This is a genomic window from Photobacterium sp. Ph5 (assembly GCF_022129445.1).
In the GTDB taxonomy this organism is placed as follows: domain Bacteria; phylum Pseudomonadota; class Gammaproteobacteria; order Enterobacterales; family Vibrionaceae; genus Photobacterium.
Genome location: NZ_JADQAQ010000028.1, coordinates 40,408 through 58,848 on the forward strand (window position 1 = coordinate 40,408; position 18,441 = coordinate 58,848).

16 protein-coding genes are annotated in these 18,441 nt (G+C 36.3%); 11 read left to right on the forward strand and 5 right to left on the reverse strand.

Annotated elements, in window-relative coordinates:
* Position 1 precedes the first annotated feature (1 nt).
* The 9 genes from I3259_RS12210 (at position 2) to I3259_RS12250 (ending at position 10,760) form a co-directional block, all read left to right on the forward strand.
* Entirely contained in the window at positions 2-2,140 is a 2,139-nt protein-coding gene (locus tag I3259_RS12210; protein WP_238029882.1) for a bi-domain-containing oxidoreductase, read from the forward strand.
* A 4-nt stretch (positions 2,141-2,144) separates the two neighbouring features.
* Positions 2,145-3,782, forward strand: coding sequence for an alginate lyase family protein (locus tag I3259_RS12215; RefSeq protein WP_238029883.1), 1,638 nt, complete (start codon positions 2,145-2,147; stop codon positions 3,780-3,782).
* Between the two features lies 1 nt (position 3,783).
* Positions 3,784-4,947 (forward strand): glycosyltransferase family 4 protein, encoded by a 1,164-nt coding sequence (locus tag I3259_RS12220; RefSeq protein ID WP_238029884.1) that lies wholly within the window; start codon positions 3,784-3,786, stop codon positions 4,945-4,947.
* Positions 4,943-5,887, forward strand: coding sequence for an SDR family oxidoreductase (locus I3259_RS12225; RefSeq protein WP_238029898.1), 945 nt, complete (start codon positions 4,943-4,945; stop codon positions 5,885-5,887). The genes I3259_RS12220 and I3259_RS12225 overlap by 5 nt, the downstream gene beginning before the upstream one ends.
* A gap of 14 nt (positions 5,888-5,901) precedes the next feature.
* Positions 5,902-6,453 carry a sugar transferase gene (locus I3259_RS12230; protein WP_238029885.1) on the forward strand — a complete coding sequence of 184 codons (552 nt, stop codon included), beginning with the start codon at positions 5,902-5,904 and terminating at the stop codon, positions 6,451-6,453.
* A 281-nt stretch (positions 6,454-6,734) separates the two neighbouring features.
* On the forward strand, positions 6,735-8,678 hold the full coding sequence (locus tag I3259_RS12235) for a nucleoside-diphosphate sugar epimerase/dehydratase (protein WP_238029886.1): 1,944 nt from the start codon (positions 6,735-6,737) through the stop codon (positions 8,676-8,678).
* Between the two features lie 57 nt (positions 8,679-8,735).
* Positions 8,736-9,224, forward strand: coding sequence for a GNAT family N-acetyltransferase (locus I3259_RS12240; RefSeq protein ID WP_238029887.1), 489 nt, complete (start codon positions 8,736-8,738; stop codon positions 9,222-9,224).
* Between the two features lie 190 nt (positions 9,225-9,414).
* Positions 9,415-9,795 carry a hypothetical protein gene (locus I3259_RS12245; RefSeq protein WP_238029888.1) on the forward strand — a complete coding sequence of 127 codons (381 nt, stop codon included), beginning with the start codon at positions 9,415-9,417 and terminating at the stop codon, positions 9,793-9,795.
* Entirely contained in the window at positions 9,795-10,760 is a 966-nt protein-coding gene (locus I3259_RS12250; protein WP_238029889.1) for a polysaccharide deacetylase family protein, read from the forward strand. Before I3259_RS12245 ends, I3259_RS12250 begins: the two co-directional genes overlap by 1 nt.
* 36 nt (positions 10,761-10,796) lie before the next feature.
* On the opposite strand, the gene I3259_RS12255 is transcribed toward I3259_RS12250, so the two are convergent.
* Genes I3259_RS12255 through I3259_RS12275 form a run of 5 tightly spaced genes read right to left on the reverse strand, consistent with a single transcriptional unit; the run spans position 10,797 to position 15,370 of the window.
* Positions 10,797-11,918: a DUF3596 domain-containing protein gene (locus I3259_RS12255; RefSeq protein WP_238029890.1), complete on the reverse strand. Its 1,122-nt coding sequence runs from the start codon at positions 11,916-11,918 to the stop codon at positions 10,797-10,799.
* 22 nt (positions 11,919-11,940) lie between these two features.
* Positions 11,941-13,260, reverse strand: a complete 1,320-nt coding sequence (locus I3259_RS12260; RefSeq protein ID WP_238029891.1) for a hypothetical protein — start codon at positions 13,258-13,260, stop codon at positions 11,941-11,943.
* A 3-nt stretch (positions 13,261-13,263) separates the two neighbouring features.
* Complete coding sequence (locus tag I3259_RS12265) at positions 13,264-14,271, reverse strand: site-specific integrase (RefSeq protein ID WP_238029892.1); 1,008 nt, start codon at positions 14,269-14,271, stop codon at positions 13,264-13,266.
* An 11-nt stretch (positions 14,272-14,282) separates the two neighbouring features.
* Positions 14,283-14,879 (reverse strand): hypothetical protein, encoded by a 597-nt coding sequence (locus I3259_RS12270; RefSeq protein ID WP_238029893.1) that lies wholly within the window; start codon positions 14,877-14,879, stop codon positions 14,283-14,285.
* Between the two features lie 14 nt (positions 14,880-14,893).
* Complete coding sequence (locus I3259_RS12275) at positions 14,894-15,370, reverse strand: hypothetical protein (RefSeq protein WP_238029894.1); 477 nt, start codon at positions 15,368-15,370, stop codon at positions 14,894-14,896.
* 295 nt (positions 15,371-15,665) lie between these two features.
* On the opposite strand from I3259_RS12275, the gene rfbB reads away from it, so the two are divergent.
* Both rfbB and tsgA read left to right on the forward strand, forming a co-directional pair.
* Entirely contained in the window at positions 15,666-16,691 is a 1,026-nt protein-coding gene (rfbB, locus tag I3259_RS12280; protein ID WP_238029895.1) for a dTDP-glucose 4,6-dehydratase, read from the forward strand.
* A gap of 224 nt (positions 16,692-16,915) precedes the next feature.
* Positions 16,916-18,106 (forward strand): MFS transporter TsgA, encoded by a 1,191-nt coding sequence (tsgA, locus tag I3259_RS12285; RefSeq protein ID WP_238029896.1) that lies wholly within the window; start codon positions 16,916-16,918, stop codon positions 18,104-18,106.
* Positions 18,107-18,441: the final 335 nt, after the last annotated feature.

Sequence of the window (18,441 nt, forward strand, 5' to 3'; positions counted from 1 at the left end):
AATGAAACAAGTATTACAAGATATGGCAAAAGGTGGCTCTAGTATTGTTGAAGCACCATCTCCAAAAGCTTCTATTGGGCATTTACTTATCGATACTAGCATGACGCTTATTTCTGCAGGAACAGAGCGTATGTTAGTTGATTTTGGTAAAGCTAATTTTATTGATAAAGCCCGTCAACAACCAGATAAAGTTAAAATGGTGCTTGAGAAAGTGCAAACTGATGGCTTGATGACGACTATTGATACAGTTAAAAGTAAATTAGCACAGCCTTTACCATTAGGTTACTGTAATGTTGGTATTGTTAATTCTGTAGGTAAAAATACTGATAATTTTAAAGTGGGTGATCGTGTAGTTTCAAATGGACCCCATGCTGATGTGGTACGTGTAGCAAAAAATTTATGTGCAAAGATTCCTGAAAACGTATCTGATGAAGAGGCCGCTTTTACTGTTGTTGCAAGTATTGGTCTTCAAGGTATACGTTTAGCTAACCCTACGATGGGTGAATGTTTTGTTGTAACTGGTGTTGGCTTAATTGGTTTGTTAACAGTGCAAATGTTGCGGGCTCAAGGTTGTCGGGTTTTAGCTATTGATTTTGATGATTCAAAACTTGAGCTAGCAAAGCAGTTTGGTGCAGAAATTTGTAATCCAGGAAAAGGTGAAGATCCGGTTGCTGTTGGTATGGCATTTAGTCGTGGTATTGGTGTTGATGGTGTAATAATTACAGCTTCTACTAAGTCTAATGACCCAGTAACACAAGCCGCACGAATGAGTCGTAAACGTGGACGTATTATCTTAGTTGGGGTCATTGGTTTAGAGTTAAGTCGTGCAGATTTTTATGAAAAAGAACTAACTTTTCAAGTTTCATGTTCTTATGGTCCTGGTCGTTATGATTCTGATTATGAAGAACAAGGCAATGATTATCCCATTGCATTTGTTCGTTGGACAGAACAGCGTAATTTTGAAGCTATTTTAGATATGATGTCAGGTGGACAACTTGATGTTAATCCTTTAATTACACATAGATTTGAGTTTGAAAAATCAGCGGATGCATATGAGTTATTAACAACAGATAAAACAGCTTTGGGTATTCTATTACAATTTAATTCGGAGCCACAAAAACGTCATCTAAGTGTAGTTAAGCTGAATAAAACACCTGAATATAGTAAATCAGAGCCTGTTGTTGGGTTTGTTGGTGCTGGTAATTATGCTTCTCGAGTATTAATTCCTGCCTTTAAAAATGCAGGTGCACAACTTTATAGTATTTCTACTTCTGGTGGTGTGAATGGTGTTATTCATGGTGAAAAGGCAGGCTTTGTAGAGGCAACTACAGACACGTTAGCAATGATTAACAATGATAAAATTAATACTGTTGCAATTGTTACTCAACATAATAGCCATAGTTACTTTGTTAACCAAGCGTTAAAAGCGAATAAAAATGTTTTTGTTGAAAAGCCGTTAGCAATTAATCTTGAGGAGTTAGCTGAAGTTAAATTAGTTTATGAAGAAGCTCAAACTTCAACTAATCCGCCAAAATTAATGGTTGGTTTTAATCGACGATTTTCTCCACAAATTCAAAAAATGAAACAGCTGTTAACTTCTATTAAAGAGCCAAAATCATTTATTATGACTATGAACGCAGGTGCAATTCCTGGCGATCATTGGACACAAAATAATGAAATTGGTGGGGGGCGAATTATTGGTGAAGCTTGTCACTTTATTGATTTGATGCTTTTTTTATCAGGAAGTGAAATTGTATCGGTTCAAGCTCGTAGAATGGGAGATACTAGCGCAGTTGAAATAACTGAAGATAAGGCTGCGATTATTCTAGGTTTTGCTGATGGTTCATTTGGCACTATTCACTATTTAGCTAATGGAGCTGCTAGTTTTCCTAAGGAACGAGTAGAGGTTTTTGCCGCTGGAAAAGTATTACAATTAGATAACTTTGTTAAGTTAAAAGGTTTTGGTTGGAAAGATTTTAAAAAAATGAATTTATGGAAGCAAGATAAAGGACAAGCTCTTTGCTCTCAGCTATTTTTAGATTCAATTAAAAATGGTACTGCTGCTCCTATTCCGGCTAAAGAAATATTTGAGGTTGCTAAAGTTTCTATTGAAATAGCTGAACAGCTTCGTAATCAGTAATAATATGAAATTAAATAATATGATGCAGGTGTTTCACACAGTGAAACACCTGAAATTTGAACAGTTTTTTTTTCGATTTTATTATCGATATAAAAAACCAGTATTAAGAGTTAAAAATCTATCTGTTATTAACAATTGGAAATGGGATGGACTTTATTTGAATAATCAAAGTATATTTGATTTTAATGAAGTATGCTTTTTAAATAAAAAAAACAATAATTTTAACCATAATAATTGGAATGATATAACTCAAGATAAATTATGGATTTATAACTTACATTATTTTGATGATTTAAGTTCATATACTTATCTTGAGCGAGAAGAATTGCATTATTTTTATATGAATTCATGGATCATAAATAATCCTCCATGTAATGGTAATGGATGGGAGCCTTATCCATTATCAATACGTTTAGTGAATTGGATTAAGTGGCTTAGTAAAAAAGATAATGTAGATATTAAATTCATTAACAGTTTATATCAGCAATCTGATGCTTTATATCAACAGATAGAATATCATATTCTAGGGAATCATTTATTCGCGAATGCGAAAGCTTTAATATTTTCTGGTTCATATCTAGAAGGGATAATGGCTGAAAAATATATAAATAAAGGGTTGAAAATATTAAATCATGAATTGAAAGAGCAATTTTTATCTGACGGAGGGCATTTTGAATTATCCCCAATGTATCATCAGATATTACTTTGGGACCTTTTGGAATTAATTGATTTAGCAAGTATTTCTCAAAATGAAAAATTATTAGAGCAATTATGTTATTGGAAAAGCGTAGCATCTAAAGCATTATCATGGTTATCTTCAATGCTTCATCCTGATGGCGAAATAGGCTTTTTTAATGATGCAGCTATAGGGATAGCTATTCCGCCTTATGATATTTTTAGATATGCAGAAAGGTTATCAATTAATTATTATGATAAAAAAAGTTGTTTAGTTACTAATTCTGTTAGTGGCTATAGTAATATTAGTTTTGATGATTATACTGTTATTTTTGATCATGCAAATGTTGGCCCCGATTACTTACCTGGCCATGCTCATGCTGATAGTTTAAGTTTTGAAATGTCTGTCGGCCAGCAACGTTTATTTGTTAATTCAGGTACCTCATTATATGGAATTAGTGATGAACGTTTAAGGCAAAGAAAGACTGCTGCACATAATACTGTTGAAATTAATGGTTGTGACTCTTCTGAGGTTTGGTCAGGTTTTCGTGTCGCAAGACGAGCTTATTCTACTCTAAATAAGTCTTTCTTTGATGAAATAAATCAGAATGTGATTATTTCAGCTAGTCATGATGGTTATACAAGAATTGATAAAAATATTATTCATAGCCGTATATTAACATGTAGTTTTGATCAGGTAACAATAGAAGATACTTTTGGTAAAGTAGTCGTTGGAACTTTTATATTACATCTTCATCCTAATATTGAAATTATTAAAAGGTCAAATAGAATTTTGATTTTAAAAATTAATGATTTTTTGAATGTTGAGTTTTCAAGTTCCGATGATATCAAAATAGAGCCTTCAACATGGCATCCTAGATTTGGTGAGTCAGTTGATAATAATAAAATAATAATTAATTTTAATAAAAATAAAATATCTAGTCATATAAAAATATTAAAGGATTAAAGTGAAAATACTTATTTTGTCATTTTATTATTCACCTGATTTATGTGCAGGTTCATTTAGAACAACAGCATTAGTTGAACAATTAAAGAAAAATAAAGAGATAGACATTGAAGTCATAACCACAATGCCTAATCGTTATTCTTCTTATAAACAAGAGACACTGTCTTTTGAAGTTGATGGTAATGTATCAATTAGACGTATATCTTTACCTGCACATAAAAGTGGAATGGTAGATCAGATCAAATCATTTTCTAAATATTATATGGAAGTGATGAAAATAGTAAAAAAAGAAAATTATAATATTGTTTTTGCAACAAGTTCTCGATTGTTTACTGCTTTCCTTGGTGCAAGGATATCTAAAAATAAAAAAATACCATTGTATTTAGATATTAGAGATATTTTTGTTGATACGTTGAATGATGTTTTAAATCCATTTTTAGCAAAAATAGTTAATCCTCTTTTATCTGCAGTTGAAAAATATACATTTTCAAGCGCAACACATATAAATTTAGTATCTAAAGGTTTTTCTGATTATTTTGAATCACGTTTTAAAAATACTACCTATTCATGGTTTACTAATGGTATTGATAGTGAGTTTTTATTAGATGATCAAAATTCTAGTGTGATTAAAAATAAGAAGCAGATATTATATGCTGGTAATATTGGTGAAGGGCAAGGACTTCATAAGATTATACCAAAACTAGCCAATAATATTGGAACTGATTATGAAATATTAATTGTTGGTGATGGTGGTCGGAAAGATATTTTAGTTAATAGTATAGTTGGATGTAATAATGTTACATTATGTGAACCAGTAAATAGGAATGAACTGTTAAAATTATATAATAATGCGGATGTGTTATTTCTTCATCTGAATGATTATTCAGCTTTTGAAAAAGTATTACCTTCAAAAATATTTGAATATGCAGCTACAGGAAAACCCGTACTTGCTGGTGTAAGTGGTTTTGCTGGTGAATTTATTAATACTGAAGTAGATAATGCAGAAGTTTTTTATCCTGGCGATGAAAAAATGGCTTTTTCAGCTTTAAATAAATTAAATTTAGATACAATTAATAGAAAGAGTTTTATTGAAAAATATCGTCGCGATAATATTATGACTGAAATGTCTAATTCGATTGTTAAATTTGGATCTATAAATGATTAGTATTGCGATAACAGGAGCGAGTGGTTTTCTAGGTAAAAATATTGTTAAAGAGTTAGATGGACAATATGAATTATCAATGCTGTTAAGAAATCCTATTGTTGGCTATGAGCAATGTTTTCATAAGTATGATTTAACTAAAGGATTAAGTGATAATAAAACATTGCAAAATATTGATGTTTTAATACATTGTGCTGCTCGCGTACATATTATGGATGATGCATCAAATAATCCTCTTGATGATTATCGTGAAGTTAATACCAAAGGTACATTAAATTTAGCAAGGCAAGCAGTAGATGCGGGTGTTAAGCGGTTTATTTTTATTAGTTCGATTAAAGTAAATGGTGAATCAACTCAATTCGGTAACCCTTTCAAGTTTGATGATAAACGATCCCCTGAAGATTTTTATGGTCAATCTAAGTCTGAAGCTGAAGAGCAACTATTACAACTTGCTGAAGAAACAGGCTTAGAGGTAGTTATTATTCGCCCTACATTAGTTTATGGTACTGATGTTAAAGCTAATTTTGCTTCTTTATTAAATTTAGTATCAAAAGGATTTCCCTTACCTTTTGGATGCATTAAGGATAATAAGCGCAGTTTAGTTTCAGTTGACAACTTAGTTGATCTAATTGTTACTTGCATTGACCATCCTAAAGCAGCTAATCAAGTATTTCTTGTTTCTGATGATAATGATGTTTCAACCAGTGAAATGGTTCAGCAGATGGCAAAGGCTTTAGGTAAGTCGCAATGGCAATTACCTATACCTATAGCTTGTTATCGATTAGCTGGAAGGGTTGTTGGTAAAGAGGACGTAATAAATCGTTTATTAGGTTCTCTTCAAGTTGATATTACTCATACTAAAGATACGTTAGGATGGAAGCCGCCTCAAACGCTTGAAGATGGTTTTAAACAAACTGCGGATGCTTTTCTTCAAACTAAATAAAAGGATTAATATTAATGATTCGAATAATCGATTTTCTGGCTGCCTTTTTCGGTTTGTTATTTTTATGGCCGATACTGTTAATCGTAGTTGTTATTGGTTTATTTGATACAGGCTCACCAGTCTTTATTCAAACTAGAGTAGGTAAAAATAAACAACCATTTAAACTAATAAAGTTTCGTACTATGTCGGTTGATACAAAATCAGTAGCTAGTCATTTAGCCAGTAATGCTTCTATTACAAAACTAGGTGCTTTTCTTCGCAAAACAAAAATTGATGAACTGCCACAGTTAATTAATGTTTTAAAAGGTGAAATGAGTTTAGTTGGACCTCGTCCTAATTTATTTAATCAAGAAGAGTTGATAGCTGAGCGTGATAAGTTAGGTGTTTATGATGTTTTACCGGGTGTGACTGGTTTAGCACAAGTGCAAAATATTGATATGTCGACACCACAATTATTAGCTGAAACAGATAAGAAAATGATTGATAGCTTAACAATCAAAGATTATTTTAAATATATATTAATGACGGCTACAGGAAGTGGCAGTGGTGATGCAGTAAAGCCTTAATTAACCATCTTACGTCTACTAAACTCATTTTTTATCGTATATTCTCAAATAATTACATTAATATCTCATTGTAGTGCAGTGATATGTAATTGGTGTATCACTGCTTTATTACATGGAGATACAATAACTTTGTAATTAATCGAATAAAGTTCAAGGTTATTATTTAAATCTCTATTTTAAATTTAGTGCCAACGCAATGTTGTCGTTGAATATCTTACTACGTTATACCAAAAATTAGTTATTACCTCTTTAGTTAACCTTTTTAACCTATAGGCTCCTCTATGAAAGTGGAACAGTTTATTTTTTCACTGTCTCGCAGTAACAAGCGTTTTGTTAGCTTAGCTTGTGATGTGTTATTTATTTCCGTGGCTTTTTGGGGCGCATTTGGTGTCCGTTATGGTCACTATGATTATTTCCTTGATGTAGCATTATGGGAATGCTTAGCTATTCTAACAATCGTGACATTATTTATATTTGTTCAGCTGGGCTTATATCGCGCGATATTACGTTATTTAACTTTTCAAGCTTTAGTGGTTGTCAGCGCTGGTGCAGTATTTTCTACTATTGCGTTTTCAGGGTTAGGTTTTTATTTAGATGTCGGTATTCCGCGTACTGTGCCGATTATCTATGGTGCGTTCTTAGCTTTATTAGCTGGCGGTGCCCGTTTACTTATGCGCACTTATATTGCCAATCGTAATCATTCTAAAAGCCTACGTAAATCAGTGGTTATTTATGGTGCTGGCACAACAGGGCGTCAGTTATGTTTAGCTTTGCGTCAAAGTAATGATTATAAGCCTGTCGCGTTTGTTGATAACGATGATAGCTTGCGTAATACCACTATGATGGGGATACACGTTTATTCGGCCAATAAAATTGCGATGGTGCTAGATAAATATAATGCTGAGCAAGTGTTATTGGCTCTGCCAAATGCCAGTCGTTCTGAGCGTAAAGCGGTGTTAAATCACTTGCAGCATTTGTCGATTGAAGTACGTACCGTGCCTGATATCGAAGATATTGTCAGTGGTAAATCAAAAATTGATGAGTTGCGTGAAGTGCCGATTGAAGATCTATTAGGTCGTGATCCGGTTGAGCCTGTGGCTGAATTATTTAGTGCCAATATTACTGATAAAGTAGTAATGGTAACTGGCGCGGGCGGTTCGATTGGTTCTGAGCTTTGTCGGCAAATTCTAAATCAAAAACCCGCTAAATTATTATTGTTTGAAGTGTCTGAATATAGCCTTTATGCAATCGAAAAAGAGTTGGTTGAAACGGTTAAAAAACAAGGCTTAGCCGTTGAGATTTATCCGTTATTAGGCTGTGTTCAACGTGAGAATCGTCTGCAAGCAGTGATGGAAGCGTTCCAAGTTCAAACGCTATACCATGCTGCAGCTTATAAGCATGTGCCTATGGTTGAATTTAATGTGGTCGAAGGGGTACGTAATAACGTCTTCGGCACACTTTATACTGCGCAAGCGGCAATCAATGCGGGGGTTGAAACCTTTGTATTAATCTCAACTGATAAAGCGGTACGCCCAACCAATGTGATGGGTACCACTAAGCGTATGGCTGAGCTGTCTTTGCAAGCCTTGGCGGAAACCTCAACCAAAACCCGTTTTTGTATGGTGCGCTTTGGTAACGTTCTTGGTTCATCAGGTTCAGTTATTCCACTGTTTAAGCGTCAAATTGCGGAAGGTGGCCCGGTTACGGTAACTGATCCCAATATCATTCGTTACTTTATGACCATTCCAGAAGCGGCGCAGTTGGTGATCCAAGCGGGCGCGATGGGTAAAGGTGGTGATGTATTCGTATTGGATATGGGCGAGCCAGTTAAGATTGCTGAATTAGCGGCGAAGTTAATTAAGCTTTCAGGCTTAGAAGTCAAAGATGAACTAAACCCCAATGGCGATATCGAAATTCAGTATTCAGGCTTACGCCCAGGTGAAAAACTGTATGAAGAGTTATTGATTGGCGATAATGTTGGTCAAACTCGCCATGAGCGTATTATGACAGCTGATGAGATTTATTTGCCGTGGTCTGAGCTTGAACCATTATTACAGCGCCTTGATGCAGCTTGTCATGACTTTGAGCATGAAGTGGTACGTAATATTCTGCTGGAAGCGCCAACAGGCTTTGTGCCTACCGATGGTATTTGTGATATTGTGTGGAATATTAAGCCACGTCCGCAATTGGCTGAAGTGTTGCCGCATCAACCGATTAGTGCATAGCTTTTATAACAGAGTATCTATTAAATTAGAGATAATAATTTCACGGGAGTATATTCTATGAGTTTAATGATAGGCTCTGCAAGAGAACTAAATGTCAGCATAAGTGAGATAACCTCATTTTATAGAGAAAATTGGCCTAGAAAAATAGCATTAGCTAATGAAGATTTCTATAAATGGCAATTTATTAACACACCTAATAATAACAATGATGAATGTTGTGTTGCCGTTCAGGACGGCAATGTAATTGCTGTTATGGGGTTAAATGAACGATCATTCTCTTTTGATGATCTTATTTTGTATGGTGCAGAATTAACTACTTGGATAGTACATAGTGAGAAAAGAAATTTAGGGTTAGGCCCTAAAATGATTGATTATTTAAAAGATAAATATTCCGTTTTATTTGGTATGGGAATTAGTCCTCAAGCTCTTCCAATATATTTAAGAAAAGACTTTAAGTATATTAAATCAATTCCGAGGTTTATATATCCTATAAATGATAATGTTATCGAAAAGTTTGGTATTTATACGCCATTAGCTAAAAAATAAAAAATCTAAAAAAAATAACTATTATATCAAATCAATAACCGATGAAGAATTAAATGAGATTTATCTCTCTTACTCTAAAGAGAACAATTTATTTGATAGAGGTGATAAATGGTTTAGATGGCGATATGATAAACATCCATCATTCAATTATATATCTAAAATAATTTCTGATGATGATGGTAATAGATGTGTGGTTGTTTATAGAATAGATCAATTACCTGAGTTGAATATAATGCATTGTGTAGACCTCTATGGTTCAAGTTCTGCTTATTCAGCAGCTATATCTTATCTTGAAGAGCAAGCTATTCATAATAACATCGATATTATTGATTTTTATTCAACTAATACGAGAGTAAATAGTATTTTTATTGAAAAAAATTGGTTTTCTGTATTAGATTATGATTTTATCGATTTTCCTCACCTTTTTCATCCATTAGAAATGAGAACCCCTTCAACAACATCCTTAATTATGTGGTGTGATAATAAAGTTAGTGGTTTTTATGATGTTGGTAAATTATATATAACGAAACAGGATTGTGATTTTGATCGGCCAGTTGCGAGTAATCTATAATGAATAAATTAACTGTTGTTATGTACCATTATGTAAGAGAAATAAAAGACTCAAGATATCCAGATATAAAAGGGATGGAAGTTGAAGATTTCATAAAACAAATTTCTTTTTTTTTGGAAAATTATAATATAGTAAAAATGGAAGATGTTGTTGCGTGTAGTAATGGGATATTAGAACTACCAGTTAATGCTTTATTATTAACTTTTGATGATGGTTATGCTGAACATTTTAATTATGTATATCCAATTCTAAAAGAAATGAATATACAGGGGTCTTTTTTTGTTCCAGTAAAACCTGTTATAGAAAATGAACTTCTAGATGTTAATAAGATACATTTTATACTTGCAAGCATTAATAATATAAATCATCTGGTCTCTGATATTAAAAGTGATATCGAATTATATAAAAATAAGTATCATCTTAAATCATTTGATGAATATTTTTCTGAATGGGCTATTTCAAATAGATTTGATAATAAAGAGGTTATTTTTATTAAAAGAATGCTTCAGCATGTATTACCTGAAGAGCTAAGAAATACTCTTTCAAGTAAATATTTCTCTAAATACGTAAAAATAAATGAGAAGTCGTTTGCGAAAGAACTTTACATGAATACCTATCAATTAAAACAACTTATTCGTGATGGTATGCACGTTGGATGCCATGGTTACGATCATTACTGTTGGAATAAATTAGATGAGAAAAGTCTTCAAGTTGAAATTATGAAATCAAAAGAATTTTTATTATCGTTAGGGTGTAATATGCAGAAATGGACAGCTTGTTATCCTTATGGTTCATTTAGTGATGATGTTGCTTCAGAACTTTTAGTTCAGAACTGTAAGTTAGCATTTACAACAGAAGTTAAAATGGTTGATATTGATAATGATAATAAATTATTATATGCCAGATTGGATGCAAATGACTTTCCACCAAAATCGGATAATTATAAAAAATATTTAAATGGTTAGGTAATATAAAAGTCAATAGTTGTAGATATTAACAATCTACTGTTTTTGCCTTTTAAATGTATGAGGCGCGTAAACATCAAATAATAACCGTGTATTACTGTGGCCGAGCATTTGTGAAACGTACAATGGATTTTCATGGGCTGCTAAATGCAGCACCGCCGCAGTATGGCGGGTTTCATAAGGGCGACGTGTTTTTAAATTGGCTTTTTTAAGTGTTGGGTGCCAAATATCTTTACCTATTTTACGGGTATCCAGTGGCTCGCCAGCATCATTGGTAAACAGAAAATCGTCAGGCTCGGATAACGTTGCGGTAATACGTTCAAGAGACGATGATAAAATATCATTGATAGGTAAATCGCGGCGAGATTTCGGGGTTTTCACATCGGTGATTTCACCATTCACCACATTTTGACGGACTTTAATTAAGCGGTGATCAAAATCAATATGCTTAAGTTGAAGGCCGTGCACTTCACAACTTCTCATCCCCGTCATAAAACGCAGTAGAAAATAGTCATACCATGCAGGTTCGACATAATCTAAAAAGCGTTTTACTTCTTGTAATGTCATCGGCGAACTATCGGCTTTTTGCTCTCGCAATGCGCGATAACGTGAAAAGGGATAATCAAATTTAAATTCTTCTGCCGCCACAATCATGATTGAAATTAATGGCCACAAAATATTATTAACACGTGCATTCGATAATGTGCGGCTGCCATCTTCTTTTTCCATCTCGGTTAGTTGCTGGCGAAATTGATCTAATTGGTTTAAATAAATTTCATTGATTAAAGTATTACCAAAAAACGGGATCAAATAATGGTGAACGTTACGCTCAACGGTTTTGTGGTAGCTGTTTTTCCATTTTGGGGCTTGTTGCGCTAACCACTTCTTCGCAAAATCATCAAAGTAGGGATAAAAACGATCAGGGTATTTGTCTCGCTGTAATTGCTCAAACAATTCAACCTTTTTACTGTCAGGAAAGTAATCACGGTATTGAAAGGAGTTTAAATCAATTTCCGCATTGATTTGTTTAATGGTCGCTTTTGCAATTTTGAGATTTTTTGGTGTTGCAGGCATGCCTGAGGTTTCACGAAAACGTTCGCCATAAATGTGAATATCGTATTGAATGATCCCATTAGGGCGCACTCGAATGTTAGCCATATCAAGTCTCCATTGAATAGATCTACCCATATCCAATGGACTTAGATACACTAAGACCATCGGCTGGGCCTTCCTTAAACGTCGGGGCAGCCGATACGAGGCGATACACCTCGATTGCCCAATCCATGAGCGCCTCGTGATCACAGGCCTCGATATAAGAAAGCGGATAGTCTTCGAGTTGATGGTATATACGAGTGTATTTACGAATACTGTCGAACTGTAATGATGTCGCTCTTACACCACCAAATTGAATTAAATCATAGGTAAAGTAATACATAACATGGGCAATAATATTGTCGTGAAACCGTGGTGGTGGCGTTGCAAATTGGGTGTTTAAAATATGCTGCCATTGAGAAGAAAGCTGGTTTTTAATGGCGTTGATTAGTGCCAGGTGTGGCCAACGTTCAACTTTATTGGCTGCAAAGGTGTGGTAGGCAGGCGCTATCCAATCTTGATCATAAATCTGCTTAATGTGTTGTTCATACTGTGGGTGAGGTCGCTGTGGAATAAAGGCAACATGACGATGTGGCTGACTGATATCTAATAGTAGCGCACAAGGAAATTGGTATTGCACCAGCCAAATTTGTTGAAAACAATGTTGCCATTGCGCCGCATTTCTTGAGGCAAGATAAAACGGTGTCCGTGATAGCAATTGATCCAGTGCGTGATGCAACGTTTTGAGCGTTATCTTATCTGGCTCACTATTAAAGTAGTTGATTAACAACCGACAGCTAAACGGGGTTAATGCATAACGCGTAAAATAGGATGGCTGTTGTGGGTGCTGTGCTGCGGGAGTCTGGTGCTGGACGACAAGCGTGAGTTGATTATCAAAGAGCTCAATACTGGCTGGCTCATTTAAAACCTCAGCCCAGTAGCGCAATGATAGTGGTGCGACTTCAATACTCAATGCCAGCGCAATAAAACCAATGTTGAGCTCTGGGCGATCCTGCAAAAAGATCGGTTTGTATTCTTGGTAAGCCTGATACAGTGCTGATGCATCATGCGCTTGTAGGCTGATGAGTTGCATCCACGCTAATTGGGTATCGTGAAAACGTTTAAGCTCGGGCTCTGGCAGTTGCCATGCACAATGTTGATGTAAGTAAAATAACACATTATCAACGTCCCGTAGTAAATGCCGTTGCTTGCCTGTTGGAATGGTCGTGATTGTTTTTTTTATGCTTTGCAGCTCTGCCATTGTCATGCTGCGATCTGAACGAGGTGTTTTGTTGATCAGATCAATAATGTATTGAATAAATTCTTTATTTTCACAAGCTAATCCCTGCTGAGAATGACTATTTATGATCTCGTCGCTCACTGATTTTAGTGTCATATTTTCTAGCATCGATCATTCCTGTAAAAGATGAGTATGTGAAAAAGAAAATAACGTGGTGCTATCTAGACTGAAATACAATTTTTCCGGAAGCGGATTTAAAAACTCTAATAAGATTTTTTTGTTGATGGGAAAACATTGATCGCTGCCAAGGTGCTCACCAAAGGAGGAATGTCCCATTAGACGATCAATGTGCTGTGTTGTGAGCTGCGGATTGGTCGATGTTAGTGCCTGTTGCGCAAAGGTATGACGTAAACAATAAGGCACGATTTTTTTTACATTACTGCTCTTATAAGGCCAATGCTGGTGCATAAATTGACGCATACTGCGGGCATTAAGAGGCTGGGGCTGATTGTTTTCATCAAATAAAAACCATAAAAATGGCGATGAGGCATGGCTACCAAGTTGGGTCAATAAATTCTGTTGAATAAGTAGGTAGTACTTGATGGCCTCTTGTAAATAATCGCAAAGGTAAAGCGTACGGTAACGGCCTTTATCTGATAGCGTTGATTGCAAAGTGCCATAACATCGACGCGTTTCAAGTGAGATCGCGTGTGTCGGCCTTGCGCCTGTTAACATCAAAAACTGAAACGCGAGTTGATAGGTTAATGCATTGTAATAGGCCTTTAATTGGGTCTTTGTCGTGACCTTAGCAACGGTATGTTGTTTGACGTTATTATCAAGCGCCAGAAAAAAAGTCCGTACATCATCTAAAGGTAAGGCGCGATTTGATCCCACCCAAAGCGTGGGTAATTCGATATATTGATAACCGTGATCATTAGGGTTTTTTCGACGTTCAAAAACAACGATTTTTCCTACCGTGGTTAAATACGCAGGTAACATCACTTTTGTATTTAATAATAGTGAAAGATGATGATGTGCGCTATCTATCGCGAGATTAATGCGATAACGACTTGCTGTTTGGACGATGCGCTCTAAATACTCATTGTGTGCTTTAAAAATTTTATAGCGGATCTGATCACTGCTTTCCCGTTGGTAGGCAGTTGCGCTGCGATGATGCAACGTTTTATTCCCTAACAAGACTGATTTTGCCGACGTTGAGAGATAGGGACAACGTTGAGCCATGATCGTGAAATAGCGAAAAAAGACATCTTTCTTAGGCGACCATACTGCGCGCACAGCTTGGGTGTTTTCCATGATTTATCGATAAATCGCCACAGTTGCTGTTTAAGCGCGACGTTTAATAACGGCTTTTGCGCTGTTGTGGCGAGCGTTTTAACGTAGCGGTAGAAAAAATGATTCAGTGCACTAGGGACAGGTTGCCACTGCCAAACAACCCCGGTTGAGGTTGAATAACGTAGGGCATATTCAACCCATGAAATACAATTGGTGTAGATAATACGTAGTCGATGTTCGGCACACGCATCTTTACCTGTTACATGCGATAACGACGGAATATCGTCTGCCGCGGTGAGGCTATCGAGTTGCTGTGTCATCCATAAATAGATAAAGGTGAACAACAATGACTCTTTATCCTTAGCGGTGTGGAATAACCGATTAAAATGAATAATGGCAATCTTCAGGGTATTAACCACATGCAGGGGATCTGGCGCGATCCCACCACTGTTATTACTTCGATTCTTTTTGGCTATGGCTGCTTGAAATCTCATCCTGACCTCTCGACTTAGTGGCGAATTGCAGACGGTGAAGTATTGGCAATGACAGCCAGTTTTCGTTTAGAAGGCATAGATTTTAGATATTGTTTAGCTAATTGGTGACGTTTTGAGAGGTTATGTAATGCTTTCGTTTGAAGCCCGTGATGCAGACTTGGCGCAATAAAGCTCAATGTTTGGATGATGGATTCAGCGTCTTCGAAGGGATAAATAAGCAGTTGGACTTGCAATGTTGACGCATGAGGATGCTGCTGGATAAAGAAAAAATCAGCAGCTGGTGAAAGCAAATAATACTGAGCGGTTTTATTGGGATGAGGTACAACAGAAAGTGTCATTTGCTCAAGTAAACGACTTATTTCTTGATCAGATAGGCAAGATAACTGTGTTTGTTTGGTTAGAGGATAATAATCATCTTTTATCACTTGTTCTAAAAGTGGGTGATAAGATAATTCTAATGTTCGAAGCGCGATCATTTTTCTATTTGGCATGTTTGATTGCTCATCTATTTATATCTGATTTAAAAACAGTGATATGTTTTTATTTAAGTTGGTTAGGCTACTTACTAATAGGATTGCTGTGTTTGTTCTGAATACTCAATAGTATGCATGCAAATAAATGTCTATCTTTCGATCATACATCTACGGATTAAGTGCAAATTATTACATTACATAAATAAAAGTGAGAGATATCTCCATAATAAAGATAAATATTGTTGATTGGCGTTCGAAATGAATCGTGTTAAAACGAGAATTTTTATCTCAAAAATACAGTAGGGTTGTGGCAGTGAAAATCCTAATAACAGGTGGTGCTGGATTCATTGGTTCAGCGGTTGTTCGCCACGTGATAGAAAATACACCTCATCAAGTGATGAACATAGACAAGCTCACGTATGCTGGCAATTTAGCATCACTTGAATGTGTCAGTGATGATGACAGGTACAGTTTTGAGCGGGTAGATATCACTAACCGGATTGAGATTGAGCGTGTTTTTTCTCAGTATCAGCCAGATGCTGTGATGCATTTAGCAGCAGAAAGTCATGTGGATCGCTCGATTGATGGGCCTGCGGCATTTATTGAAACTAACGTGATTGGAACATATGTGTTACTGGATGTGGCAAGACACTATTTTTCTGCACTTTCTGATACTCGTCGTAAGCAGTTTCGGTTTATTAATGTATCAACCGATGAAGTTTATGGCGATCTTTCACCACAAGCGAAGCCGTTTACTGAAACCTCACCCTATCAACCCTCGAGTCCTTACTCGGCATCAAAAGCATCAAGCGATCATCTAGTTAGGGCATGGCACCGCACTTATGGTTTGCCTGTTGTTGTCACCAATTGTTCAAACAATTATGGCGCGTATCAATACCCTGAAAAGCTGATCCCCGTAGTGATATCAAATGCCTTAGCAGGAAAACCACTTCCTATTTATGGCAACGGTCTGCAAGTGCGTGACTGGTTGTATGTTGATGATCATGCTAAAGCATTGGTAACAGTGGTGGAGAAGGGAAAAGTCGGTGAGACGTATAATATTGGCGGTAACAATGAACAAACCAATATGGCTGTTGTTCATGCTATCTGCGATGTATTGGAGATCTTAGTGCCTAATAAACCGCAAGGGATTAAGGCATACCGTGATTTGATCACTTATGTGGATGATCGCCCTGGTCATGATAAACGTTATGCGATTGATGCATCCAAAATTTCACAAGAACTGGGCTGGGCTCCACAAGAGAGTTTTGAATCGGGGTTGAGGAAAACAGTCGAATGGTATTTAGCTAATCCATCATGGCAGCTAACCATGCAATAGCAGTCGAAGAGTTAAGTTTTCACCAGCAAAGAGTTTGAGCTGTTAGATTGATACTCGTACTGTTGTGTATGAATAGCTGAACTAAAACTGAAAAAAGTGACGTTTAATCCTAGTCAAATCTGCGTTAATTATTCTTTGTGAGTATAATCACAATTAAATGTAATTTAGGTGGTAGGATTTCACCTACATTATTTCTTCATCGAATGTTATTTTCAGGACTTGCAATGACAAACACAAATCGCAACCTCCTGACATGGATTAGTTTTTTATCATATGCGCTAACAGGCTCATTGATTATCGTCACAGGTATCGTGATGGGGGATATTGCTAAGTACTTCAACTTACCAATATCAAGCATGAGTAACACCTTTACCTTTTTAAATACAGGTATCCTAATCTCCATCTTCCTTAATGTATGGTTGATGGAAATTGTGCCGTTAAAACGCCAGCTTATCTTTGGTTTTTGTCTCATGGTCTTGGCGATATTCGGACTGATGTTTGGGCATAACTTGGCGATTTTTTCTGGCTGCATGTTTGTATTAGGTGTGGTGAGTGGTATCACCATGTCAATTGGTACTTACCTCATTACTCATATCTATGAGGGTAAGCAGCGCGGCTCACGTCTGCTATTTACCGACTCTTTCTTTAGTATGGCAGGGATGATTTTCCCTATTATTTCAGCTGCGGTTCTGGCGCGTCATCTTGAGTGGTACTGGGTGTATGTGGCTATCGGTGGCATTTATTTAGCGATTTTTGTGCTGACGTTAATGGCTAAATTCCCTGTATTGGGCAAAAAAGACGAAGAAGAATTTGAAGTCATCCCTGAAAAAGAGAAATGGGGCCTAGGTGTCGCGTTCTTAGCGATTGCAGCACTGTGCTACATTCTTGGACAGTTAGGTTTTGTTTCTTGGATCCCTGAATACGCCACCAAAGATTTGGGCATGTCCATAACTGATGCTGGTCAATTGGTGAGTTATTTCTGGGGCGCATACATGATTGGTATGTGGGTATTCAGTGCTATCTTGAAAAAGTTTGATTTACAGCGTCTTGTGATGGTGTTATCGGCATTAGCAACAGTACTAATGTACTGGTTTAATAAAGATACCGATGCCAAAACATTACTGTATGTAATCTCTATTCTAGGTTTCTTTAGTAGCGCGATTTACACATCGATTATCACGCTAGGCTCACAGCAAACCAAAGCTGCATCACCGAAGTTGGTTAACTTCATTCTGCTTTGTGGCACCATCGGTACCATGTTGACTTTCGTGGTAACCAGTCCAATCGTAGAGAGCTTTGGTACACATGCGGCATTAGTTACTGCGAACGGCTTATATGCTGTGGTATTTGTGATGTGTTTCTTAGTGGGTTTTGTGACTAAGCATCGTATTCACGGCCACGCAGATGCTGAATAAAATAGGCATTCATTTGAAATAAACAAGCCACTGCAGTTTTACTGTGGTGGCTTTTTTGTTTGCCCAGCGAAGCTGGCAAACCCGTCAGGTTGGAAGAAACCTGAATCACCCTGACTGAGGGGAAGATAATCCGAATCGCAAGGGCGTTATTGGCTAACGATAAGGTCTGAAGGAAGCGATAGGAAGTTAACAATACACAATGAAAGTGAACCTGATTCGGCAATATAGATGGGTAAGTATGCAAAATAGTGCGAAGCCCTATACTCAGTCAGATCTATAGTGTGTTTGAGGGTGGCATTGTTAACAGGGCGTCAGTGCAGTAACTGGGGAAGCCT